Raw genomic sequence first — 23,206 nt, 5'->3', positions numbered from 1 at the left:
ACCCAAGCAACTTGAAGTATGAAGGGTATGGTTTGAGCGGTTGATAAAGCGGCTCCTGTTGAGGGGCCGTTTTTATTGGATTCGTTCCAGTAAAAGGCCGCTTCGAAAAGCGGCCAGTAGCTTACTTGTTCTGGATTATAACGTTGAAGTTGAGATGGTTGCCGGAAACTGACCAGCCGCCATTACTGACCCCAAACGCTAAACCCAGTACAATGAGCAGGATAAAGAAAGAACTCCTTTTCATTGCGCGTTCCTTGTGGGACCATGACCACCGCGACTTCACCGGGAAAGCTCCGGTGGAACAAGCACTTGGTAGTGCTAGTATCGCAGTAGTTGCAGCACTGCTCTCAAGCCCGATGATCGGCTGCTAAACCAACAGAACAGACCCGAAATCAGGGTACATAAAAGACAGATTCTTTACATCCGGTTGGTTGATTTTTTAACCAATTTTACGCACAATGTTGTTGCTTGGTAGTGCTTGTATCGTTTCTGACGATGTAAAAAATCCGTTCGGTGCCTGCTAACACCGTATGGATACAAAAGAACCGTCGTAATTGGCGGTTTTTTTGTATCTGCTGCTTGCAAATCTCCCCTCGATGCAATCAATAACCATTGTAAAAGTATGGATGTTGTGTTGTGCTCATCTGGCTGAGCTTTTGGACCGTAACGAACGTCCCGCCTGCGTTGCAGCCGATTACGCTGCGCTCAACGATTCAGCAAAGATTTAATGTTGCTTTTATGTGAACGAATTAACAAGCGTTTCAGATCCTGATATGCTGGCCGAGCGGAACCGGGCACTGTACCTTACAGTCCAGGATATCGACAGCAGTGCCCCGTCAGATTTATGCCTTTCATATTTTGCAGCCAAAACAGCGCAACTCGAACGATGAAGGGTATAAAACGCCAGGCACCATAAATGACAATGAGAGCGAGGAGAAAGTCGTGCTAGAAGAATACCGTAAGCACGTGGCCGAGCGTGCTGCAGAGGGCATCGTCCCTAAGCCATTAGATGCGACACAAATGGCAGCGCTGGTTGAATCATTAAAAAATCCGCCAAAAGGCGAAGAAGAATTTCTGTTAGACCTGCTGATTAACCGTGTACCACCGGGCGTCGATGAAGCCGCCTATGTCAAAGCAGGTTTTCTGGCTGCTATCGCCAAAGGTGATGCCACTTCTCCCCTGGTTACCCCCGAAAAAGCCGTTGAACTGTTAGGCACCATGCAGGGTGGTTATAACATTCATCCACTGATCGACGCGCTGGATAACGCCAAACTGGCACCGATCGCTGCCAAAGCCTTGTCCCACACGCTGCTGATGTTTGATAACTTCTACGACGTGGAAGAGAAAGCCAAAGCGGGCAACCCGCATGCCAAGCAGGTCATGCAGTCTTGGGCGGATGCCGAATGGTATCTGTCACGCCCGCCGCTGGCAGAAAAGCTCACCGTTACCGTGTTCAAAGTGACCGGTGAAACCAACACTGACGATCTGTCACCAGCCCAGGACGCCTGGTCGCGCCCGGACATCCCACTGCACGCGCTGGCGATGCTGAAAAACGAGCGTGACGGTATTACCCCCGATCAGCCGGGCAGCGTGGGCCCGATCAAGCAGATCGAACAGTTGAACAAGAAGGGTTTCCCGCTGGCCTACGTTGGTGATGTGGTCGGTACCGGTTCTTCTCGTAAATCCGCCACCAACTCGGTGCTGTGGTTTATGGGGGACGACATTCCTTACGTACCGAACAAGCGCGCTGGCGGCGTAGTGCTGGGTGGTAAAATTGCGCCAATCTTCTTCAACACCATGGAAGATGCCGGTGCATTGCCGATCGAAGTGGACGTATCCAATCTGAACATGGGCGATGTCATTGACATCTTCCCGTACAAAGGCGAAGTGCGTAACCACCACACCGGCGAACTGCTGGCCAGCTTTGAACTGAAAACCGACGTGCTGCTGGACGAAGTGCGTGCCGGTGGCCGTATTCCACTGATTATCGGCCGTGGCCTGACCACCAAAGCGCGTGAAGCGCTGGGCTTGCCGCACAGCGAAGTCTTCCGTATTGCCAAGCCGGTTGCGGCAAGCAACAAAGGTTTCTCACTGGCGCAGAAAATGGTTGGCCGCGCCTGTGGCGTGGCGGGCGTGCGCCCTGGTGAATACTGTGAGCCGAAGATGACCTCTGTGGGTTCACAGGATACCACCGGCCCGATGACCCGCGATGAGCTGAAAGATCTGGCTTGCTTGGGCTTCTCTGCCGATCTGGTGATGCAGTCCTTCTGCCATACCGCCGCTTATCCTAAGCCGGTTGACGTGACCACGCACCACACTTTGCCGGACTTTATCATGAACCGTGGCGGCGTTTCGCTGCGCCCGGGCGACGGCATTATTCATTCCTGGCTGAACCGCATGCTGTTGCCGGATACCGTGGGCACCGGTGGTGATTCTCATACCCGCTTCCCCATTGGGATTTCCTTCCCGGCAGGTTCCGGCCTGGTGGCATTTGCTGCCGCGACCGGCGTGATGCCGCTGGATATGCCAGAGTCAGTTCTGGTGCGCTTCAAAGGTAAAATGCAGCCGGGTATCACCCTGCGCGATCTGGTGCATGCTATTCCTTACTATGCGATCCAGCAGGGGCTGCTGACCGTTGAGAAGAAAGGCAAGAAAAACATCTTCTCTGGCCGCATTCTGGAGATCGAAGGCTTACCAGAGCTGAAAGTCGAACAGGCATTCGAACTGGCGGACGCCTCTGCTGAGCGTTCTGCCGCCGGTTGTACCATCAAACTGGATAAAGCACCGATCCAGGAGTATCTGAGCTCCAATATCGTGATGCTGAAGTGGATGATCGCTGAAGGTTATGGCGATCGCCGTACGCTGGAACGCCGTATTCAGGGTATGGAAAAATGGTTGGCGGATCCGCAACTGCTGGAAGGCGATGCGGATGCCGAATATGCGGCAGTGATCGAAATCGATCTGGCCGATATCAAGCAACCGATCCTCTGTGCGCCTAACGATCCGGACGACGCTCGCCTGTTGTCCGATGTGGCCAACAGCAAGATCGATGAAGTGTTCATCGGTTCCTGCATGACCAATATCGGCCACTTCCGCGCGGCGGGTAAACTGCTGGATCAGCACAAAGGCCAACTGCCAACCCGCTTGTGGGTTGCGCCACCGACCAAGATGGATGCGGCTCAACTGACCGAAGAGGGCTATTACAGCGTCTTTGGCAAGAGCGGGGCGCGTATCGAGATCCCAGGCTGTTCACTGTGCATGGGTAACCAGGCACGCGTAGCCGATGGTGCCACGGTGGTTTCTACCTCCACGCGTAACTTCCCGAACCGTTTGGGGAATGGTGCTAACGTTTATCTGGCATCCGCAGAGCTGGCGGCAGTGGCATCGCTGCTGGGCCGCTTGCCAACACCTGATGAGTACCAAACTTACATGGCGCAGGTCGACAAAACGGCAGCGGATACCTATCGCTACCTGAACTTCGATCAACTGAGCCAGTATACTGAAAAAGCCGACGGTGTGATTTTCCAGACTGCGGTGTAATTCAGTAAACGGTTTTAATATTCGCGGGGGCCTTTGGGGCCCCGTTTTTTATTGGCTTGCTATCTGGAAAATTTATCGCTACTATCGCGGCGTTTTTTTCCATTCACATTATGCAAAGGAGGTACATCATGAATTATCAAGCACTGTTTACCCTTTGCAGGTCGTATCCTCAGGCTTAATTTCCTGTTTTCCGCGTAGCCGTACAGGTATTGCCCTGGCTCCGGCCTGCCACATCCAAATTATATTAATTAATCATCAGGATTGGTTATGGGCAATATTATACGCTCCGTTGCGCCGCGCGTTTCATTGATCGCGTCGCAACACACCTGGATTGAAGGAAATGCAATCCAGCAATTAGAAATTACGGCCAAGCTGCCAGATATGGTACGCGTTGTCGGGATGCCTGATTTACATCCGGGCCGCGGTTATCCCGTTGGCGCCGCTTTCTTTTCACAACATCGTTTTTATCCAGCGTTAATCGGTAATGATATCGGTTGCGGTATGTCGTTATGGCAAACAGATTTAACCGCGATGAAACAGTCGTTGGATAAATTAGAAAAAAATCTGGGCAATATTGATGGCCCATTGGATGAAGACAGCCTAGGCGCTATTCCACCGGCGCTGGCACCTTATGCACACAGCTTGGGAACCATCGGTGGCGGTAACCATTTTGCCGAGCTTTTACAGGCCGATGAAATATACCAACCCGATATCGCCCTTGATAAAAAACGCCTGATGCTGCTGGTGCACAGCGGTTCGCGGGGGCTGGGCCAGATGATATTGGAACAGCATGTTCGTGCTCATGGGCACCATGGCCTGTTGGAAAGTAGCGAAGAGGCTGGGGATTATCTGCAACAGCATCAGCAGGCGCTGGAGTTTGCCGCTTTCAATCGGCAATTGATTGCCGGGCGGATACTGAAGCGTTTGCGCACTGCGGGCAATTGTCTGCTGGATATTCATCACAATCTGTTGGCACCCGCCAATATTGAAGGTGTACAGGGCTGGCTGCATCGTAAAGGTGCCACGCCTTCAGATGAAGGGCTGGTGGTGATCCCGGGTTCGCGCGGTGATTACAGCTATGTGGTTCAGCCACTGCCGGCAGCCAGCAGTCTGTTCTCACTGGCGCATGGTGCCGGGCGCAAATGGATGCGAGCAGAGTGTAAAGAGCGTCTTTCTGCACGTTTTAGCGTAGAACAACTGGCCAGAACGCGTTTCGGCAGCAGGGTGATTTGCCGCGATCGGCAACTGATCTATCAGGAAGCGCCAGAAGCTTACAAACCTATTGATAGCGTAGTCGGGGCGTTGCAGCAGGCTGGATTAGTCACCCTGCTGGCGCGTCTGAAGCCGGTGCTGACGTACAAAACCAGCGGAGGGCGGGAATGATTCTATTACAGATTTCTGCTGCCCATGGGCCCGATGAATGTTGTCTGGCAGTCAGCCTGGCGCTGCGGCAGTTTTACCAAGAGGCCGATGCTCTGCAGGTAGAACTGCACGAAATTGAGCGGGAAAGTGGCCGCCTGGCGGGCACATTGCGCTCGGTGCTGCTGGCGCTTAACGGTGAATCGGCTGAGCAATTGGCCGAGCGCTGGTGCGGAACATTGCAATGGATCTGCGAAAGCCCGTGGCGTAAAGGACGTGCCAGAAAGAACTGGTTTATCGGTGCCGCACGTTTTTCTCCGGCAGCCATGCCAAAAGAAAGCGAAATTCGGTTTGAAACCTTGAAGTCATCCGGCCCTGGCGGGCAACACGTGAATAAAACGGAATCGGCGATTCGTGCCACCCATCTGGCCAGTGGAATTAGCGTTAAGGTGCAGACGGAACGTAGCCAGCATGCGAACAAACGCTTGGCGTGTTTACTGATTGCGCACCGGCTGGAACAACTCAAGCAACAGCGGTTGGATGAACAACGTGCACAACGGCGTCTGTTTCATCATCAAAATGTTCGAGGGGCGCCAGTGCGCATTTTTAAAGGGAATGACTTTACGCCATCGCAATAATCAGCGCGTTAACGGCGAGTAGTAATAAATAGCCTATCGGCTGATGGAATAACCCGATAGGCTAATAACAAGAAGAAAAATCATGGATATGCAAAGAAAATATGGTCGAACGTACCATTATCCTTTCTCACCGGGAACCACCAGTGACGATCGGATCAACAAAGAATACTGGCAAGACATTCAGTTAATTAAGCGATTAATACACACTGAAAAACTCGATGGTGAAAATAACTGCCTGAATCAATACGGTGTGTTCGCGCGATCTCATGCGACGCCGACGGTTTCTGCCTGGACGCGTCAGATCCGCCAGCGTTGGCAACAGATCAAAAACGATCTTGGCGATATTGAGCTGTTTGGCGAGAACTTATATGCCACTCACTCTATTGAATATCGAGCTTTGGAACAGGACTTCTACTTATTTGCGGTACGCTGCAAAGATATGTGGCTGAGCTGGGAGGAAGTGAAGTTCTATGCTGCGTTATTTGATTTTGCCTGTGTGCCTGAGCTGCCGCTGAATACTCAAAACCAGACAGAGGCAGAATACCGATTGGCTATCATTGAACAGGCAAAAGAGATGGGCTGTTTTGCACCGCATGATGTTCATACTGGTTTGCCCTGTAGCATGGAAGGGATCGTCACACGTAATGCGGCAGAATTCCCGGTTGTTCAATTTCCCCATCAGGTCTTTAAATACGTGCGTAAAAACCATGTGAAGACGGATCGTCACTGGAGAGTGAACTGGCAACGAGCCCGCATGGCGCATGAGTACCGTCAGGAGGAAGGCCATGTGGTGCTTAAGTGAGGATAAACAGTGGGCCAGGCTGGCGGAAAAGTTTCGCTGGGTGGCCGATATGCATCAGGTGCCGCAGGATCCCCGGCACCATGCCGAAGGGGATGTTGCGATCCATACCCAACGCGTACTGGCTGCACTGACCGGGGCGAAGGAGTTCGCCGCGTTGCCTTCGCAGCAACAGGAACTGCTCTGGGCCGCCGCATTGCTGCACGATGTAGAAAAGCGTAGCACCACGCGCGTCGAGGCCGACGGTTCAGTCACCTCCCCGAATCATGCCAAGCGCGGTGAACTGACTACGCGCTCGATTCTGTATCGCGACATCGTCACGCCGTTTCAACTGCGTGAACAGATTGCGGCTTTGGTGCGATTTCATGGTTTGCCGTTGTGGATTATGGCACGCCCTGCGCCTGAACGGGCGCTATTATCAGCCGCATTACGGCTGGATACGCGGCTGTTGGCAATGTTGGCACGGGCGGATGTAATGGGGCGTGACTGTGCAGATCAGGCCAGTTTGCTGGATAATATCGAGCTGTTCGAACTGTTTTGCCAAGAGCAGCAATGTTGGGGGCAGGCGCGTCCTTTTGCCAGTGATTACCAGCGTTATCACTATCTGACGCACCCGCAGGCCAGCGTTGATTTTGCGCCTTACGAACAATTTCGCAGCGAAGTGATCCTGCTGTGTGGGTTGCCGGGGATGGGGAAGGATCGCTACATCGCGCAGCATGCTTTAGGGATGACGGCGATCGGCCTAGACGATATCCGCCGCCAGCATCGGTTGTCTCCAGCGGATAAAAACGCCACGGGGTGGGTGGTGCAGCAGGCCAAACAGCAGGCAAAAGCGCTGTTACGCCGAGGCGAACCTTTTGTATGGAATGCAACCAATATCACCCGGCAATTGCGTAGTCAATTAGTTGAACTGTTTACGGCTTATCGGGCAAAAGTGAAGATTGTGTATCTTGAGGTGCCCTATAAGCAGTGGTTGCAGCAAAATGCCGGGCGTGAGCACAGCGTGCCGATTCGTGCCATGGAACGTATGCTGAGCAAGCTGGAAATTCCACAGCTTGATGAAGCGCATGAAGTTGAATGGCAAATTCAGGGCATTAAATAAAGCAGCCTGTGGCAGAAGCCAGAGACATGGATTCTGCCGTAGCACTCGCGGCATGTTATAATTGAGCAAAATCAGGTTGTTATGGTGTTTCTTTATTACTCGATGGCGGTTGCTGATTTACGGCTATCTACACCCAGTTATCCACTTTGCGAGCTTTCACTGAGACAGTCGCGAATTAACGTTTAAACTAATAAAAACGGCTCAGGAGGGCAGGCTATGGATTACGAATTTCTGCGTGACGTTACCGGCCAGGTGGTGGTCAGATTTTCGATGGGGCATGAGGCTATCGGGCATTGGATCAACGAAGAGCTGAAAGGGGATTTTAACCTGCTGGATCGGATTGAGGCCGGTGCGGCAGAGGTCAAAGGCAGCGAGCGTCAGTGGCAGTTGGAAGGCCATGAGTACACCCTGCTGATGGATGGCGAAGAAGTGATGATCCGTGCCAACCAGCTGGAGTTTGAAGGCGACGAGATGGAAGAAGGGATGAATTACTATGACGAAGAAAGCCTCTCTTTCTGCGGTGTAGAGGATTTTCTGGCGGTGCTGAAGGCTTACCGTTCCTTTATGCTAAATTACTGATTTCCATTTCATTTAAAGAGGTGTCTCCTTCTGGGGCACCTCCTCCACGTCATTCTGCTCACTCTCTTTATACTGATTAAATTAAATCAAAAAATCACAATGCTGATTTTTCGATCTGCGACTTAGCGCTCACTTTGCTTTTTTTGATTTAATATAATCATTTTGATTGAAATAAATCAAAATGAGAGGCAAGGATGAAAATTAAGGCGGCAATAGAGAGAATCCCTGGCGGGATGATGGTCGTCCCACTGGTGCTTGGCGCGATGATCAATACCTTTGCACCGCAGGCGTTGCAGATCGGCGGCTTTACCACTGCGTTATTCAAGAACGGCGCTGCTCCGTTGATTGGCGCTTTCCTGTTGTGCATGGGGGCAGGGATCAGCTTCAAAGCGGCACCGCAGGCGCTGCTACAAGGCGGTACGATCACCTTGACCAAATTGTTGGTCGCGATGGCGTTGGGATTGGGCGTTGAACATCTGTTTGGCTCAGAGGGCATTTTTGGCCTCACGGGGTTGGCGATCATTGCCGCGGTGAGTAACTCTAATGGCGGTTTGTATGCGGCGCTGGTGGGGGAGTTTGGCAATGAGCGAGATGTGGGGGCGATTTCGATCCTGTCGTTGAATGATGGGCCATTCTTTACCATGATCGCCCTCGGTGCCGCAGGCATGGCGAACATCCCGATGATGGCGCTGGTGGCGGTGTTGGTCCCGCTGTTGGTGGGAATGCTGCTGGGGAATCTGGATCATCAGATGCGTGATTTCCTGACCAAAGGCGGCCCGATCCTGATCCCCTTCTTTGCGTTTGCTCTCGGGGCAGGGATCAACCTGGAAATGCTGTTACAAGGCGGCGTTGCTGGGGTGTTGCTCGGTGCATTAACCACCTTTGTCGGCGGCTTCTTTAACATTAAGGCCGATCGGCTGGTAGGCGGTTCAGGGATTGCCGGGGCGGCAGCATCAAGCACCGCGGGTAATGCGGTGGCCACGCCGTTGGCAATTGCTCAGGCGGATCCTTCATTGGCCAGCGTGGCCGCAGCTGCAGCACCGCTGATCGCCGCATCGGTGATCACCACTGCCATACTGACTCCGATTCTCACCTCCTGGGTGGCAAAGCGTAATGCAGCGAAGGGCACTACGGTGGAGAAAGCGGCATGAAGATGATTGTGATCGCGGATGATTTTACCGGTGCTAATGATACCGGCGTGCAATTGGCGAAAAAAGGCGCACGTACCGACGTGGTACTCAACGATTCGCCTCGTTCTATACAGCGGACCGATGTGTTGGTGATCAACACAGAAAGCAGGGCACTCACTGCCGCTATGGCCAAAGCCAAAGTAACCGCAGCCTTGCGGCCCTATTGCCAAAGCGATGCTCCACCATTGGTGTATAAAAAGATCGACTCTACCTTTCGCGGTAACGTCGGGGCAGAAGTCGAAGCCGCGATGAACGCCTGCGGGGCGCAATTGGCGATCGTCGCCGCGGCGATCCCTGCCGCAGGCCGCGTGACCCGCAACGGGCAATGTTGGGTTAACGGTGTGCCGTTGGCAGAAACCGAGTTTGCCAGCGATCCGAAAACGCCGATTGTTTCTTCACACATCAAAACCCTGATCGGGCTACAGAGCGATTATCCGGTTTATGAACTGGATTTGCTGACGGTGCGCGGTGGCAAGCTAGGTGCTGAATTACAACAGATCGGCCGCACAGGGCCCGCGATGGTGGTGGTGGATGCGGAAAATGATGGCGATCTGGCGCTTCTGGCACAGGCTACTTTGCAGCTCAGTGCACGCTATTTACTGGTGGGGGCTGCCGGGTTGGCTAATGCGCTTCCTGCCAGTTGTTATCTTGCCACGCGCCAGCGGTTGCCGGTGTTGGTGGTCGCAGGGTCGATGAGTGAGGCTACCCAGCAACAGATCCTGTTTGCAGCAGAAGAAAAATTGCTGGGGGTGGTCGAGGTTGATGTCGAAGGGTTATTGCAACCCAGCCGTCAGCACGCGCAGGAGGCGATCGCTCACCAGGCAACGGCGGTGCTGCGAGACGGGCAACACTGTGTGTTGCGCACCTGCCGCGATGCCAATGCGCGCCAGATGATCGATCTGCTGTGCGAGCGGCACCATCTCACGCGCCAGCAGCTGGGCGACCGCATCAGCGAAGCGTTAGGTGCGATCACGCTGGCGATTATCAATCAGTCACAAATTGGTGGGCTGTTCCTTACCGGTGGGGATATCGCGATTGCGGTTGCCAGAGCGTTAGGGGCGGAAGGATATCGTATCACCCATGAGGTGGCACCTTGTGTGCCCTGTGGCACCTTCGTCAACAGCGAAATAGATGATTTGCCGGTAATTACTAAAGCGGGCGGGTTTGGTGGTGCGTCAACGCTGCGTGATGCCCTTTATTTTATTGAGGAGATGTACAGTGGTAAATAACACGATTGCAGTCACCATGGGGGATCCGGCAGGTATTGGGCCAGAAATTATCATCAAGGCGCTGTCTGAAGGGGAACTGGCGGGAGCGCCTGCGGTCGTGGTGGGCTGTCTGCAAACGTTACAACGTATTCAGGCTTTGCGGATCGCGCCGATGGTGGAGTTAAAGCCGATCCAGCGCGTTTCGGAGGCACGCTTTGCACCCGGTGTGATCAACATTATTGATGAAGCGCTGGAGGATCCCGCTGCGCTAATACCAGGGAAAGTGCAATCACAGGCGGGCGATCTGGCTTACCGCTGTGTAAAGCGTGCCACCGAACTGGCGATGGCTGGCGAGGTCAAGGCGATAGCGACGGCGCCATTGAATAAAGAGGCTCTGCATCTGGCTGGGCATCTCTATCCTGGTCATACCGAGCTGTTGGCGCACCTGACCAACAGCCGGGATTACGCCATGGTGTTGTATACCGATAAACTGAAGGTTATCCATGTTTCTACGCACATTGCCTTGCGTAAGTTCCTCGATACCTTGAATGCGGAACGCATTGAGACGGTGGTGGCGATGGCCGATACCTTCCTCAGACGTGTCGGCTATCAACAGCCACGCATTGCCGTGGCCGGGGTTAATCCGCACGCGGGGGAAAACGGCCTGTTTGGTGATGAAGAGATCACGATTGTCAGTCCGGCCATTGCCGCGGTAAAACAGCGAGGGATCGACGTTTATGGCCCATGCCCGCCGGATACCGTTTTCCTGCAAGCCTATGAAGGGCAGTACGATATGGTGGTGGCGATGTACCACGATCAGGGCCATATTCCGCTTAAGCTGCTCGGGTTTTATGATGGGGTGAATATTACCGCCGGTTTGCCGTTTATTCGCACCTCTGCCGATCACGGCACTGCGTTTGATATTGCCTGGACAGGTAAAGCCAAGTCTGAGAGCATGGCGATCTCAATTCAACTGGCCACACAGTTGGCATGATCAAACGGATGTTATGAAGCCACAAAGCCGTCAGAACCAGATTCTGGAATACCTCAAAGCTCATAATCTGGTTACCGTTGAGCAACTGGTCAGCGCGATTAATGCCTCGCCTGCCACCATCCGGCGCGATCTGATCAAACTGGATGAGCAGGGGATCATCAACCGCAGCCATGGCGGAGTGGCGCTCAACCGTTTTATTCCCGCACAGCCCACCACCAACGAGAAGCAACTGCGTTTTCCGCAGGAAAAACGCGCGATTGCCCGCTATGCGATGACGATGGTTAAGGCCGGTGACTCGCTGGTGTTGGATGCCGGAACTACCATGCTAGAACTGGCTCGGCATTTAACCCATCTGCCGTTACGGGTGATTACCGCCGATCTGCATATTGCCCTGTTTCTTTCAGGGTTTAAGCAGATAGAGGTGACGATTATTGGGGGCCGGATTGACGATAGCAGCCAGTCCTGCATCGGCGATCACGGGCGCAGGTTGCTGCGGGGGATTTACCCGGATATGGCCTTTGTCAGCTGCAACTCGTGGAGCATGGAAAAAGGCATTACCACTCCCACCGAAGAGAAAGCGGGCCTGAAACAGGATCTGATGGCCAATGCCCGGCAGCGCGTGTTGTTGGCCGACAGCAGCAAATACGACGCTTATTCGTTATTCTGTGTGGCTCCGCTCAGCCACCTGACCGATATTGTGACTGATAAATCCTTGCCTGCGGCGGCGCAACAGCAGTTGGCTGATTTACCCTGCGGCTTGCATCTGGTGTGAAACACCGGACAGGCAGAATATATGTACCCTCTGCCCTGTCCTTTTGATAAAAGTCGGCTTATTCATACCTGTGCTGTTTAACGCCAAAGACAAGGAGCACGACGCAGGCGGTACCACCTCCTCAAAAATTACGTATCACCCTGCCCTGTGCAGTCGTGTGGCCGGCGGGTTTATTAGAGGCTTAACGCCAGATGGGTCATGTAGCGAGTTGCCCCACATTACCGTGCCATCAAAGCGAACACGCCCCATCCAAGATATTCACGCGTATAAGTCACATAGCGTTTGGGTTCTGAGGCCAAATGCGCTCGAATTTCTTTCGCAAAATCGTCATCAGGATGGGCGTTGAGCCATTTACGCATGGTGAGCCACATGGCCGCCGAGTATCTATCCCAACCTTCATGGTCAGCGAGAACCATTTCTACTAGCTCGTAACCGAGGTTTTCGAATGATCCAATGAGCTCTGGGAGTATCAGGAAGTCGGAAATGGCATTGGCTCCGCATCCCTTGGCGATGTCTTCCGTGGCTGGCAATTTCAGCCAGTAAGGCTCGCCGATAAGAATGATACCTTCAGGACAAAGGCTTTTTGCCAAAAGTTCGAGGGTTCCGGCAACGCCACCACCAATCCAGGTGGCACCAATACAGGCGGCCACGCCGACCTTTTCGTTGGTGACATAACCGGTAGCATCCGCGTGGATGAACTGGACCCGGTCGGCAACGCCAAGTTCTTCAGCTCGGTATTTCGCTTGAGCGGAGAACAGTTGGCTCATATCAACGCCCAGACCAGTGATTTTATGATCACGAGCCCAAGTACACAGCATCTCGCCCGAGCCGCTACCAAGATCAAGTACTCTTGTCTCTGGCTCCAGGCGCAAGACTTTCCCAAGCGTGGCGTACTTTTCCGGCGTGAACGGGTTATGGATGCGGTGAGCGCTTTCGGTAATGGTAAAAATACGTGGGATATCCAAGGTAAAAACTCCTTTTACTCAATGGCTTGATACTTGTGATATGCCAATAACGTATGATGCATGGTGTGGGAATGCATCCTATTCATCGTTTCAGAAACAAAAAAGCGCCCAAACCAGGTTAGGGCGCGTGTACTTTTAGCTGTTTTTACTGGCGTTAATGATTTTGTATATGGTTTTTTCTGACAAGAAATATTGTTCCGCCAAGTCACTAACGGAACAACCGGCCAGACGTTTTGCTAGAATTTCTCCGTTCCTTACTTGGAGACTTTTCCTCGTCTCGGTATTTGCCCCCCACGCTAGCTTGTTGTCTGCCTTACGCGGAATATAAATATATTGGCCGTCTATATACTGTTGAATTGCATGCAATAAATTATGTGGTAATACGTCATTGGCTTTTTTATAGCTCATTATGCTCCTCCTAATTTTGTGTCAGGATTGAGCAAGAGCTATTGCTTAAAAATCATGTCGGTATGCAATAGCTCCTGCTATGCATAACGAACCCGCTCTAATTGATTAAACATTTTGTCTCCCATTGATTTAACATTTTGTTTTTACTATCAATAAGGCTTATGCCTTGATAAAAGTATGCCAGCCAAGCGATCTCGTCAATATGCGATAGGCAGAATGTTATTCGCGAATCCCGATGTTTCCAGGCTGCGGTGCCTACAAGCAATACCAATTATTTAAAGTTTACATCCAGAAAAACTTATCAGCTATGTTGGGGTATGAGCGGGTAAAGTAGGTATGAAAACAGGTTTTATCTATTAGAATCGGGGGGTAAAAAATAATAACAGCTCGAACAGGGCAACGCCCGTTGCCCTGTTCAACTGAATTACAGATGCGGAATATTCCGCCCGTAATAAATCTCTTGCATCTCTTTCCACAACAGATCGGTGATCCTGTTACGTTCGGCGGTGCTGAGCTCTTCCGGCTTGGCGTTGAACAGGTAGTGCTTCAGATCGAAATCCTTCAGCAGCATCTTGGTGTGGAAAATATTTTCCTGGTACACGTTCACATCCATCATGTGGTACAGCGACTTCATGTCTTCCGACATAAAGTTCTGGATCGAATTGATCTCATGATCGATGTAATGTTTCACCCCATTTACATCGCGGGTAAAACCACGCACGCGATAATCCATGGTGACGATATCGGACTCCAACTGGTGGATCAGGTAGTTCAGAGCCTTGAGCGGCGAAATTACGCCACAGGTAGAGACTTCGATATCGGCACGGAAGGTGCACAGGCCACCTTCCGGATGGCTTTCCGGGTAGGTATGAACGCAGATATGGCTTTTATCGAGGTGCGCGACCACCGTGTTGGGCAGCGGGCCGGGGTGTTCTGAGGTATCAACATCTTTGGGATCGACCGGCTCTTCGCTTACCAGAATAGTGACGCTGGCACCCTGGGGATCGTAGTCCTGACGTGCGATATTCAGAATATTGGCGCCAATGATCGAGCAGGTTTCACTGAGGATCTCGGTCAGGCGGTTGGCGTTGTATTGTTCGTCAATGTAGGCGATATAGCCATCGCGGTCATCCGCGGTTTTGGCGTAACAAATATCGTAAATACAAAAACTCAGGCTCTTGGTCAGGTTGTTAAAGCCGTGCAGTTTTAGCTTATGCAATTGGGTTCACCTTCCTTATCTTCTCGCTTAACGTGAAACGTTCAGTGCGTTGAGCAAATACTGTGGCAGAGCAAAGCTACCCACGTGAATTGCCGGATTGTAGTAGCGGCAGCTTAAGCCCTGTTGATTAACGCGCTGTTGCAGCGTAGCGACATCAAGCTGGCGCAGTGCCGGGTTCTGGCTCGCCCAGGCAAAGGTCATGATGCCACCGTAATAGGTGGGGATTGCCGCCTGGTAGAAGCTCACATCCTTGAAGTACTGGCTCAGTTTGGTGTGGCTGTTGACCGCTTCGTCCTGCTGCAGGAAGCAGACGCCGTTTTGTGCCACAAAGATACCCCCTTCGTTCAGGCAGCGTGCGCAGCCTTCGTAGAATGCGGAGGTAAACAGGCTTTCACCGGGGCCGATCGGGTCGGTGCAATCAGAGATGATCACATCGAATTTTTCCGCGGTCTGCGTCACAAAATTAACACCGTCGTCGATCACCAGCTTAAAGCGGGGATCGTCATAGGCTCCAGCATGATGATTAGGCAGATACTGGCGGCAGAACTCCACCACGCCAGCGTCGATCTCAACCATGGTGATCTGCTGAACGCCCAGGTGGCGGCTGACTTCGCGCAGCATACCGCCATCGCCACCGCCGACGATCAGCACCTTCTTCGCCTGACCGTGCGCCAGTAACGGCACGTGAGTCATCATTTCATGGTAAATGAACTCGTCGCGCTCCGTGGTTTGCACCACTCCATCAAGCGCCATGACGCGGCCCAGCACCGGGTTTTCGAAGATCACCAGATCCTGATGCCCCGTTTTTTCACGGTACAACACTTTTTCCACCGCGAAGTACTGGCCGAAGTTGGCATGCAGCGTTTCATACCAAATGTCTTTCTGGGTCATGTTCGGGAAACTCCGTAAACAGCCATGAAAATGGCGAAATATCATAGCTAACTCTGCCGGAGGATGCACGGCAGAATTCAAGCTACGCTGGCTGAAAACAGGCGGGGATGACTTAGTTGGCGTAAGCCAGCAGGCTCAGTGAGTCCCGAGCTAACGACTTACATTTATTGGCGGTTGGGATAGCAATACCGCTGAGATCGCGATAGCTCTCCTCACCCAGCATCTTCATATTGAAGCTATTATAGTTGCTCAAATCCCAGCGATTTTGCTGAGCGAAATAAACGATGGCGCGTTTGATTTGCGCGTTGGGCAATTCATTGTACCCGCACTCATTTTTAAGATAGACAAACACCGCCGTCAGATCGGCCAAGTCTTCTGCCTCAGATTCATTCAGTGCCAGACTGGCGTTGGAAAAACCCAGCGTGGTCAGCAACAGCAGCAATAACGTTGTTTTTTTCATCATAAAATAGACCCGTATATTATTTACTGACGTTACCACACTTGCCTGCAAAGGCACCAAATTTATTACACGGGCTTAACCTTAATCAGGGGATATCTGAAGTACATAGAGTGCGGGCGCTTTCCGACCGGCTTGCATCTATTACTTGACCTTCCTGCAAGGGGAGGGTTTAGCCTGTGGCATTGAGCTGTCAGTCACTGAAAAAAGGGAGTCAGCGATGTTACGCCGTGATTTTATTAAATTGACCGCCGCACTGGGTGCGGCAAGTGCCTTGCCTTTGTGGAGCCGCGCTGCCTGGGCGGCTGAACAGCCTGCTTTACCGATCCCACCGTTATTGCTGCCCGATGCGCAGGGCAAGATTGCCCTGACGCTGCAAACTGGCGAAATGAACTGGTTGCCCGCTGCTGCCACCCGAACCTGGGGGATCAACGGCGCGTTACTGGGCCCGGCAGTGCGTTTACAACGTGGTAAACCAGTTAAAGTCGATATTCATAATAAGCTGCCGCAAGCCAGTACCGTGCACTGGCACGGGTTGGAAATTCCCGGCGCGGTCGATGGCGGCCCGCATGCGTTGATCCATCCTGGGAGCACGCGTACGGTGAGTTTCACGGCTGATCAACCTGCCGCCACCTGTTGGTTCCATCCTCATACCCACGGTAAAACCGGCCATCAGGTAATGATGGGGTTGGGTGGGCTAGTGTTGCTGGAAGATGAGGAAAGCAGCCAATTGCCGTTGCCGAAAACCTGGGGTAAAGACGATATTCCGGTGATTTTGCAAGATAAACGCCTGGGGAAAGACGGCCAGATCGAATATCAGTTGGACGTAATGAGCGCCGCAGTCGGCTGGTTTGGCGATCGCATGTTTACCAACGGCGCAGCTTATCCGCAGCACGTTGCACCGCGTGGTTGGCTGCGCTTGCGTTTCCTCAACGGCTGTAACGCGCGTTCACTCAATCTTGCTGCCAGCGATAACCGGCCTTTATATGTGATCGCCAGCGACGGCGGCTTCCTTGCAGAGCCAGTAAAACTGACCGAGTTGCCGATCCTGATGGGCGAACGTTTTGAAGTGCTGGTGGATGCCTCTGACGGCAAGCCGTTTGATATTGTCACCCTGCCAGTGGTGCAGATGGGGATGACGTTAGCGCCGTTCGATCGGCCGTTGCCGGTATTGCGTATTCAGCCTTCGTTGGTGCAAGGCGTGAAAACGATGCCGGATAGCCTGGTGAAATTGCCTGCATTGCCGCCATCAACGGGCTTGCAGGAGCGCTTACTGCAATTGTCGATGGATCCCAAGCTCGATACCTTGGGTATGCAGGCCCTGATGGATCGCTATGGCCATCAGGCGATGGCGGGCATGAGTATGGATCACGGCAACGCCAGTCAGGCCAGCAATGACAGCATGGCCGGGATGGATCATGGTGATATGAAAGCTATGGATCACGGCAGCATGCCGGGGATGGATCACGGTAATATGGCCAGTATGGATCATAGCGCCAAGCCCTTTGATTTCAGCAATGGCAATATGATCAACGGTAAAGCCTTTGATATGGCCAAGCCGATGTTTACCACCAAGCGTGGTCAATATGAGAAATGGACCATCTCGGGTGAGGGCGACATGATGCTGCATCCGTTCCATATTCATGGCACCCAGTTCCGCATTCTGTCGGAAAATGGCCAGGCGCCAGCGGCACACCGCGCGGGTTGGAAAGACACCGTGCTGGTGGAAGGCAAGCGCAGTGAAGTGCTGGTCCGTTTCAACCATCTGGCCAAGGCGGAGCATGCCTACATGGCGCATTGCCATCTGTTGGAACATGAAGATACCGGTATGATGCTGGGTTTTAACGTGGTTGACTGATTCTTGAGCACATCGGGGCGATGCGCTCGCGTCGCCACCGTCTCTCAGCTATGTTAAACTCTGCGCCTTTCTTCCGGCAACTGACCTGAAAACTATGAAACACACCGTAGAAGTAATGATTTCCGAGCAGGAAGTTAAGGCCCGTATTGCTGAACTTGGCCGTCAGATCACCGAACATTACCGCGACAGCGGCAGTGAGATGGTGTTGGTCGGGTTATTGCGCGGTTCTTTTATGTTTATGGCCGATCTGTGCCGCACCATTGAGGTACCGCACGAAGTCGATTTTATGACTGCCTCCAGCTACGGTAGCGGGATGTCCACCACGCGTGATGTAAAGATCCTGAAAGATCTCGACGAAGACATTCGTGGCAAAGACGTGTTGATCGTTGAAGATATCATCGATTCCGGCAATACGCTGAACAAGGTGCGTGAGATTCTGGCGCTGCGTGGGCCAAAATCCCTGGCGATCTGTACGTTGCTGGATAAACCCGAACGCCGCGAAGTAGATGTGCCGGTGGAATACGTCGGTTTCGCCATTCCGGACGAGTTTGTGGTGGGTTACGGTATCGATTATGCCCAACGCTATCGCCATCTGCCGTATATCGGCAAAGTGGTGTTGCTGGATGAATAACCGGAGCTAGCGCGGTTATTGATGCAAGGCGCGGCAAGCGCGCCTTGATGATGGCAGATTATAAGCCTTTATCCTGCAGCAGTGTGGCTATCGCTTTACGGTAGCCCATCTCCAGGCTTTCGCGGCTGGTGGCGGTCACTTCCAAGTCGCGCAAGCGACCATCCTGAATCCCATATACCCAGCCGTGCACCATCACTTTTTGGCCGCGTTTCCAGGCAGACTGCATGATGGTGGAATGGCCCAGGTTATAAACCTGCTCGATCACGTTGATCTCACACAGAACATCAAGGCGCTGTTCCGGTTCCAGTTCGCCCAGCAGTGAACTGTGTTTGTACCAGAGATCGCGGATGTGCAGCAGCCAGTTATTGATCAAGCCCAGTTCCGGGTTTTCTACCGCGGCCTCTACGCCGCCGCAGCCCAGGTGACCGCAGATGATGATATGCTCAACTTCCAGTACGTCGACGGCATATTGCACGACGGACAGGCAGTTCAAGTCGGTATGGATCACCAGGTTCGCCACGTTACGATGCACGAACAGCTCCCCTGGCTCCAGGCCGGTCAGGCGTTCGGCAGGAACCCGGCTGTCGGAACAGCCAATCCACAAGAACCGTGGTTTTTGTGCTTGGGATAAACGTTCAAAAAAGCCGGGATCTTCCTGGTTAATGGTGGTGGACCAAGCTTGGTTATTGGCGATAAGCCTTTCGATTTCTTTCATGGCGGTTATTGGCCTGTAATGAACGAATTGCGTTGATGTAATATAGGACAAGCGTCACAATTTGGAAATCGGAACAGTGAGGCTAATTTTCCGCACGGATTCGACTCAGTCAGAATGCGGCCGGTGGTAAACTCGTTCTCATTGTCAGACACAGCAGCATACACATCTCCACAAGGTACTTTCTAACCTATGAATTATGCACTGGAAATAGCGCGGTTAACCAAAACCTACGCCGGTGGCGTAAAGGCATTGCGCGGTATCGATCTGAACGTTGAAGCGGGGGATTTTTATGCCCTGCTGGGGCCAAATGGTGCCGGTAAATCGACCACCATCGGTATTATCAGTTCGCTGGTCAATAAAACCTCAGGCTCGGTGCGGGTGTTTGGTTACGACATCGACAAAGATATCGTCAACGCCAAACGTCAGCTTGGGCTGGTTCCGCAAGAGTTCAACTTTAACCCGTTTGAAACCGTGCTGCAGATAGTGGTCAATCAAGCGGGTTACTACGGCGTCACGCGGCGCGAGGCGCTGGTACGGGCAGAGAAATACCTTAATCAGCTCGATCTGTGGGGCAAACGCAATGAGCGTGCCCGCATGCTCTCCGGTGGTATGAAACGCCGCCTGATGATCGCCCGAGCCCTGATGCACCAGCCGAAACTGCTGATCCTCGATGAACCGACCGCGGGGGTGGATATTGAGCTGCGCCGCTCGATGTGGGGGTTCCTGAAAGAGCTGAACGCGCAAGGCACCACCATCATCCTGACCACCCACTATCTGGAAGAGGCAGAAATGCTGTGCCGCAATATCGGCATTATCCAGAATGGCGAACTGGTGGAAAACACCTCAATGAAGGGGCTGCTGGCGAAGCTGCAGTCAGAAACCTTCATTCTCGATCTGGCAACGAAAAGCCCATTGCCGAAGCTCGACGGTTATCACAGCCGCCTGACGGATACCTCTACGCTGGAGGTGGAGGTGATGCGTGAGCAAGGGCTGAATGGCTTGTTCACCCAACTGAGCGCGCAAGGGATTCAGGTATTGAGTATGCGTAACAAGGCCAACCGGCTGGAAGAGCTGTTTGTCACCCTGGTTAACGGCAATGGGGAAAAATCATGATGCATTTGTATTGGGTGGCGTTGAAGAGCATCTGGGCCAAGGAGATTAACCGGTTTACGCGCATCTGGGTGCAGACGCTGGTGCCGCCAGTGATCACCATGACGCTCTATTTCATTATCTTTGGCAACCTGATCGGTTCGCGCATTGGTGAAATGCATGGTTTCGACTATATGCAATTTATCGTTCCCGGCCTGATCATGATGGCGGTGATCACCAATGCCTATGCCAACGTGGCGGCATCGTTTTTCAGCGCCAAATTCCAGCGCAATATTGAAGAGTTGCTGGTGGCCCCGGTGCCGACTCACGTGGTGATCGCCGGTTACGTGGGCGGTGGGGTTGCGCGGGGGATCTGCGTGGGTATGCTGGTGACCGCGATCTCGCTGTTCTTTGTGCCGCTGCAGGTGCATGCCTGGTGGGTAATTGCGCTCACGCTGCTGCTGACGGCGATCCTGTTCTCTCTGGGGGGCCTGCTTAACGCGGTGTTTGCCACCACCTTTGATGACATCAGCCTGATCCCAACCTTTGTGCTGACGCCATTGACCTATTTGGGCGGGGTGTTTTACTCGCTGACATTGCTGCCACCGTTCTGGCAGGCGGTATCTAAACTTAACCCGATCGTGTATATGATCAGCGGTTTCCGCTTTGGTTTCCTCGGTATTTCCGATGTGCCGCTGGCGCTGACCATGATCGTGCTGGTGGCCTTTATCGTGGTGTTCTATGGGCTGGCTTGGTATCTGATCGAGCGCGGACGCGGTTTGCGTAGCTAAGCGGCGCCGGTTGCCTCTCTTTCCCGGGGCGGGAAAGAGAGGTTTATTGATTTGACACAGGTACTAACGAAATCTATTAAATTGCATTACTAACCCCTTTCTCCCCGTTTTAAAAATCGTGTTATGCTGACGCTCCATTTTTTCTCCATTTTTCACTATCTACTCGTAAGCAGAGCAAATCATGCGGTCTCAACATAAGATAGCGGCAATGCTACTCGGCATTTTTATGTCGTTGATGGCACCGGCAGCCTTGGCGAATTTGTTGTCGGAAGACGGCGCTGTTAAATCTGAATACATGGAAGTGCAACGCGATAGCGAAGTTTATTCGCTGATTGGGGAGCATGTTATTCCGGTGGGGGAAGTGAAGCGGGGGCAACTGCTCAAGGTGTTTCCTGCTGATGCGGAATACTATGAATTCAAGTTCGGTCAGGGTATTGGTTTTATTGATAAAGGCGATGTGAAAAGCAGCAGTAAATCGCGAAAACTGAAAGACGAGCTGGGGGAACTGAAAAAACCGCTGACCAACCAGAACCTGATCACATCCCGCCCGATCAACGTTTATATTGCCGCCGATAATAAAAGTGAAATCTTTGGCGTGCTGGAAGAGAACCTGCGTTACCCGATCATCGGCAAGTTGAAAGATCGGTTAAACAATACCTGGTATGAAGTCAATATTGGCGAACGCCTGGGGTATGTCAGCGAACTGGACAGTGAGATCGACACCGGGATCCCGGTGCTGACTTATCACCACATGCTGAAGAACGAAGAGAACAAGCGTTTTCGCAATACGTCAACCACCACTTCAGACGCGGCATTCAGTAACCAGATGACCTACCTGAAACGCGCCGGTTATGACACCATATCGCTGTATCAGTTGGAGGCTTATCTGAAAAATCAGATCAACCTGCCGGGCAAGGTGGTAGTGCTGACTTTTGATGACGGATTGAAGTCGGTATATCGTTACGCCTATCCAGTTCTGAAGAATTACGGATTTCGAGCCACGGCGTTTGTCATTTCTTCACGCATTAAACGCCACCCGCAGAAATGGAACCCGGATGCGCTGCAGTTTATGAGTATTTCTGAGCTGAGGGAAATTCAGGATGTGTTTGATATCCAGACACATACCCATTTCTTGCATCGCTTTGACAACAAGCGTCGGCCAGTCTTGTTGAGCCGTTCGCTGCATAATATTGAGTTCGATCTTGAGCGCTCCCGGCGCGCGCTGTCGCAGTTCAATCCGCATATTCTGTATCTGGCCTATCCGTTTGGTGGTTATAACCAGAATGGCATTCAAGCGGCTAAGGATGCCGGGTTGCATATGGCCCTGACCACTGTGCAAGGGAAAGTGAAACCTGGGGACAATCTATTCACGTTGAAGCGATTGTATATTCTGCGCACCGACTCTATTCCAACGATGGCGGAGCGGATAGCCAATAAGCCCAGTGCGCCGGTAACGCAGTCGCCTATTGAGTAATCTGCCTCAAAGATGGCTGCTCCCCTTGGGGGGAGCAGCCGATGAGTGTTGGCTGAACAGCCTTAGCGATAGTTTCAGGCAACCTGAACCGGCACCGCTTTCGCTTTGCGTTGCAGGCGGTTGTCACCTTCAAAGTAGGCGACTTTAGGATGGTGTTGGCGGGCATCGGCGTCGCTCATCTGCACATAAGAACAGATGATCAGTTTGTCGCCCACGCAGGCGCAGCGGGCTGCGGCTCCGTTAACCGAGATAATGCGTGAGCCACGTTCAGCGGCGATAGCATAGGTGGAGAAACGCTGACCGTTATCAACGTTGTAAATATCAATGGCTTCATATTCCAGAATCCCTGCGGCTTCCAGAAAATCCTGATCGATGGCGCAGGACCCTTCATAATGCAAGTCAGCCTGAGTCACTTTCACTCGATGCAGCTTGCCTTGCAACATAGTACGTATCATGGCTTTACCTAACTGAATATCGGCCTTTGCAGGCGACCGGGGGTTGAAGATTCCTTGCAAGATCTATCGTCA

23 protein-coding genes are annotated in these 23,206 nt (G+C 52.6%); 15 read left to right on the top strand and 8 right to left on the bottom strand.

Features of this window, described 5'->3' with window-relative positions:
- Positions 1 to 121: 121 nt before the first annotated feature.
- Complete coding sequence (locus tag BMI79_RS24415; protein ID WP_279626680.1) at positions 122 to 244, bottom strand: hypothetical protein; 123 nt, start codon at positions 242 to 244, stop codon at positions 122 to 124.
- 698 nt (positions 245 to 942) lie between these two features.
- Here BMI79_RS24415 and acnB point away from each other — a divergent pair.
- From acnB to BMI79_RS17590, 10 genes are all read left to right on the top strand, one after another.
- Positions 943 to 3,540, top strand: a complete 2,598-nt coding sequence (acnB, locus tag BMI79_RS17635) for a bifunctional aconitate hydratase 2/2-methylisocitrate dehydratase (protein ID WP_076943478.1) — start codon at positions 943 to 945, stop codon at positions 3,538 to 3,540.
- A 267-nt stretch (positions 3,541 to 3,807) separates the two neighbouring features.
- Positions 3,808 to 4,923, top strand: coding sequence for an RNA ligase RtcB family protein (locus BMI79_RS17630; RefSeq protein ID WP_076943405.1), 1,116 nt, complete (start codon positions 3,808 to 3,810; stop codon positions 4,921 to 4,923).
- On the top strand, positions 4,920 to 5,537 hold the full coding sequence (gene prfH, locus BMI79_RS17625) for a peptide chain release factor H (protein ID WP_076943404.1): 618 nt from the start codon (positions 4,920 to 4,922) through the stop codon (positions 5,535 to 5,537). The genes BMI79_RS17630 and prfH overlap by 4 nt, the downstream gene beginning before the upstream one ends.
- Positions 5,538 to 5,619: 82 nt before the next feature.
- Entirely contained in the window at positions 5,620 to 6,339 is a 720-nt protein-coding gene (locus tag BMI79_RS17620) for an RNA ligase family protein (RefSeq protein ID WP_076943403.1), read from the top strand.
- Positions 6,323 to 7,438: an AAA family ATPase gene (locus BMI79_RS17615; protein WP_076943402.1), complete on the top strand. Its 1,116-nt coding sequence runs from the start codon at positions 6,323 to 6,325 to the stop codon at positions 7,436 to 7,438. Before BMI79_RS17620 ends, BMI79_RS17615 begins: the two co-directional genes overlap by 17 nt.
- A 216-nt stretch (positions 7,439 to 7,654) precedes the next feature.
- Positions 7,655 to 8,017: a protein YacL gene (gene yacL / locus BMI79_RS17610; protein WP_076943401.1), complete on the top strand. Its 363-nt coding sequence runs from the start codon at positions 7,655 to 7,657 to the stop codon at positions 8,015 to 8,017.
- 194 nt (positions 8,018 to 8,211) lie between these two features.
- Positions 8,212 to 9,168 (top strand): 2-keto-3-deoxygluconate permease 1, encoded by a 957-nt coding sequence (locus tag BMI79_RS17605; RefSeq protein ID WP_076943400.1) that lies wholly within the window; start codon positions 8,212 to 8,214, stop codon positions 9,166 to 9,168.
- On the top strand, positions 9,165 to 10,436 hold the full coding sequence (gene dtnK / locus BMI79_RS17600; RefSeq protein ID WP_076943399.1) for a D-threonate kinase: 1,272 nt from the start codon (positions 9,165 to 9,167) through the stop codon (positions 10,434 to 10,436). The genes BMI79_RS17605 and dtnK overlap by 4 nt, the downstream gene beginning before the upstream one ends.
- Positions 10,396 to 11,409, top strand: a complete 1,014-nt coding sequence (locus BMI79_RS17595) for a D-threonate 4-phosphate dehydrogenase (RefSeq protein ID WP_076943398.1) — start codon at positions 10,396 to 10,398, stop codon at positions 11,407 to 11,409. Before dtnK ends, BMI79_RS17595 begins: the two co-directional genes overlap by 41 nt.
- Before the next feature lie 13 nt (positions 11,410 to 11,422).
- Positions 11,423 to 12,181 (top strand): DeoR/GlpR family DNA-binding transcription regulator, encoded by a 759-nt coding sequence (locus BMI79_RS17590; RefSeq protein ID WP_076943397.1) that lies wholly within the window; start codon positions 11,423 to 11,425, stop codon positions 12,179 to 12,181.
- A gap of 218 nt (positions 12,182 to 12,399) precedes the next feature.
- On the opposite strand, the gene BMI79_RS17585 is transcribed toward BMI79_RS17590, so the two are convergent.
- The 5 genes from BMI79_RS17585 to BMI79_RS17565 all read right to left on the bottom strand — a co-directional run bounded on the left by BMI79_RS17585 (position 12,400) and on the right by BMI79_RS17565 (position 16,124).
- Positions 12,400 to 13,146 carry an SAM-dependent methyltransferase gene (locus tag BMI79_RS17585; RefSeq protein ID WP_076943396.1) on the bottom strand — a complete coding sequence of 249 codons (747 nt, stop codon included), beginning with the start codon at positions 13,144 to 13,146 and terminating at the stop codon, positions 12,400 to 12,402.
- A gap of 135 nt (positions 13,147 to 13,281) precedes the next feature.
- The gene (locus tag BMI79_RS17580; RefSeq protein ID WP_076943395.1) at positions 13,282 to 13,554 is read right to left on the bottom strand and encodes a CD3324 family protein; all 273 of its coding nucleotides are present in this window, start codon (positions 13,552 to 13,554) and stop codon (positions 13,282 to 13,284) included.
- 424 nt (positions 13,555 to 13,978) lie between these two features.
- A complete protein-coding gene (gene speD / locus BMI79_RS17575) occupies positions 13,979 to 14,773 on the bottom strand; it encodes an adenosylmethionine decarboxylase (RefSeq protein WP_076943394.1) in 795 nt (264 codons plus the stop codon).
- 27 nt (positions 14,774 to 14,800) lie between these two features.
- Entirely contained in the window at positions 14,801 to 15,664 is an 864-nt protein-coding gene (speE, locus tag BMI79_RS17570; RefSeq protein ID WP_076943393.1) for a polyamine aminopropyltransferase, read from the bottom strand.
- A 112-nt stretch (positions 15,665 to 15,776) separates the two neighbouring features.
- Positions 15,777 to 16,124: a YacC family pilotin-like protein gene (locus tag BMI79_RS17565; protein WP_076943477.1), complete on the bottom strand. Its 348-nt coding sequence runs from the start codon at positions 16,122 to 16,124 to the stop codon at positions 15,777 to 15,779.
- A gap of 217 nt (positions 16,125 to 16,341) precedes the next feature.
- Between BMI79_RS17565 and cueO the strand changes: the two genes are divergently transcribed.
- Together cueO and hpt are read left to right on the top strand one after the other, a co-directional pair.
- Positions 16,342 to 17,979 (top strand): multicopper oxidase CueO, encoded by a 1,638-nt coding sequence (cueO, locus tag BMI79_RS17560; RefSeq protein ID WP_076943392.1) that lies wholly within the window; start codon positions 16,342 to 16,344, stop codon positions 17,977 to 17,979.
- A 94-nt stretch (positions 17,980 to 18,073) separates the two neighbouring features.
- A complete protein-coding gene (gene hpt, locus BMI79_RS17555; protein WP_076943391.1) occupies positions 18,074 to 18,610 on the top strand; it encodes a hypoxanthine phosphoribosyltransferase in 537 nt (178 codons plus the stop codon).
- Between the two features lie 58 nt (positions 18,611 to 18,668).
- Here the strand turns inward: hpt and can are convergent, their stop codons facing one another.
- Positions 18,669 to 19,325, bottom strand: a complete 657-nt coding sequence (gene can, locus BMI79_RS17550; RefSeq protein ID WP_076943390.1) for a carbonate dehydratase — start codon at positions 19,323 to 19,325, stop codon at positions 18,669 to 18,671.
- A 189-nt stretch (positions 19,326 to 19,514) separates the two neighbouring features.
- Between can and BMI79_RS17545 the strand changes: the two genes are divergently transcribed.
- From BMI79_RS17545 to BMI79_RS17535, 3 genes are all read left to right on the top strand, one after another.
- Positions 19,515 to 20,438, top strand: a complete 924-nt coding sequence (locus tag BMI79_RS17545) for an ABC transporter ATP-binding protein (protein WP_076943389.1) — start codon at positions 19,515 to 19,517, stop codon at positions 20,436 to 20,438.
- Positions 20,435 to 21,205, top strand: coding sequence for an ABC transporter permease (locus BMI79_RS17540; protein ID WP_076943388.1), 771 nt, complete (start codon positions 20,435 to 20,437; stop codon positions 21,203 to 21,205). The genes BMI79_RS17545 and BMI79_RS17540 overlap by 4 nt, the downstream gene beginning before the upstream one ends.
- 181 nt (positions 21,206 to 21,386) lie before the next feature.
- Complete coding sequence (locus tag BMI79_RS17535) at positions 21,387 to 22,679, top strand: polysaccharide deacetylase family protein (protein WP_076943387.1); 1,293 nt, start codon at positions 21,387 to 21,389, stop codon at positions 22,677 to 22,679.
- Between the two features lie 74 nt (positions 22,680 to 22,753).
- Here BMI79_RS17535 and panD read toward each other — a convergent pair whose 3' ends face one another.
- Positions 22,754 to 23,134, bottom strand: coding sequence for an aspartate 1-decarboxylase (gene panD / locus BMI79_RS17530; protein WP_076943386.1), 381 nt, complete (start codon positions 23,132 to 23,134; stop codon positions 22,754 to 22,756).
- Positions 23,135 to 23,206 lie beyond the last annotated feature (72 nt).

Source organism: Serratia oryzae (assembly GCF_001976145.1).
GTDB lineage: Bacteria > Pseudomonadota > Gammaproteobacteria > Enterobacterales > Enterobacteriaceae > Chania > Chania oryzae.
Note: the sequence above shows the minus strand (reverse complement) of the source record. Positions and strands in the feature narration are given on the sequence as shown.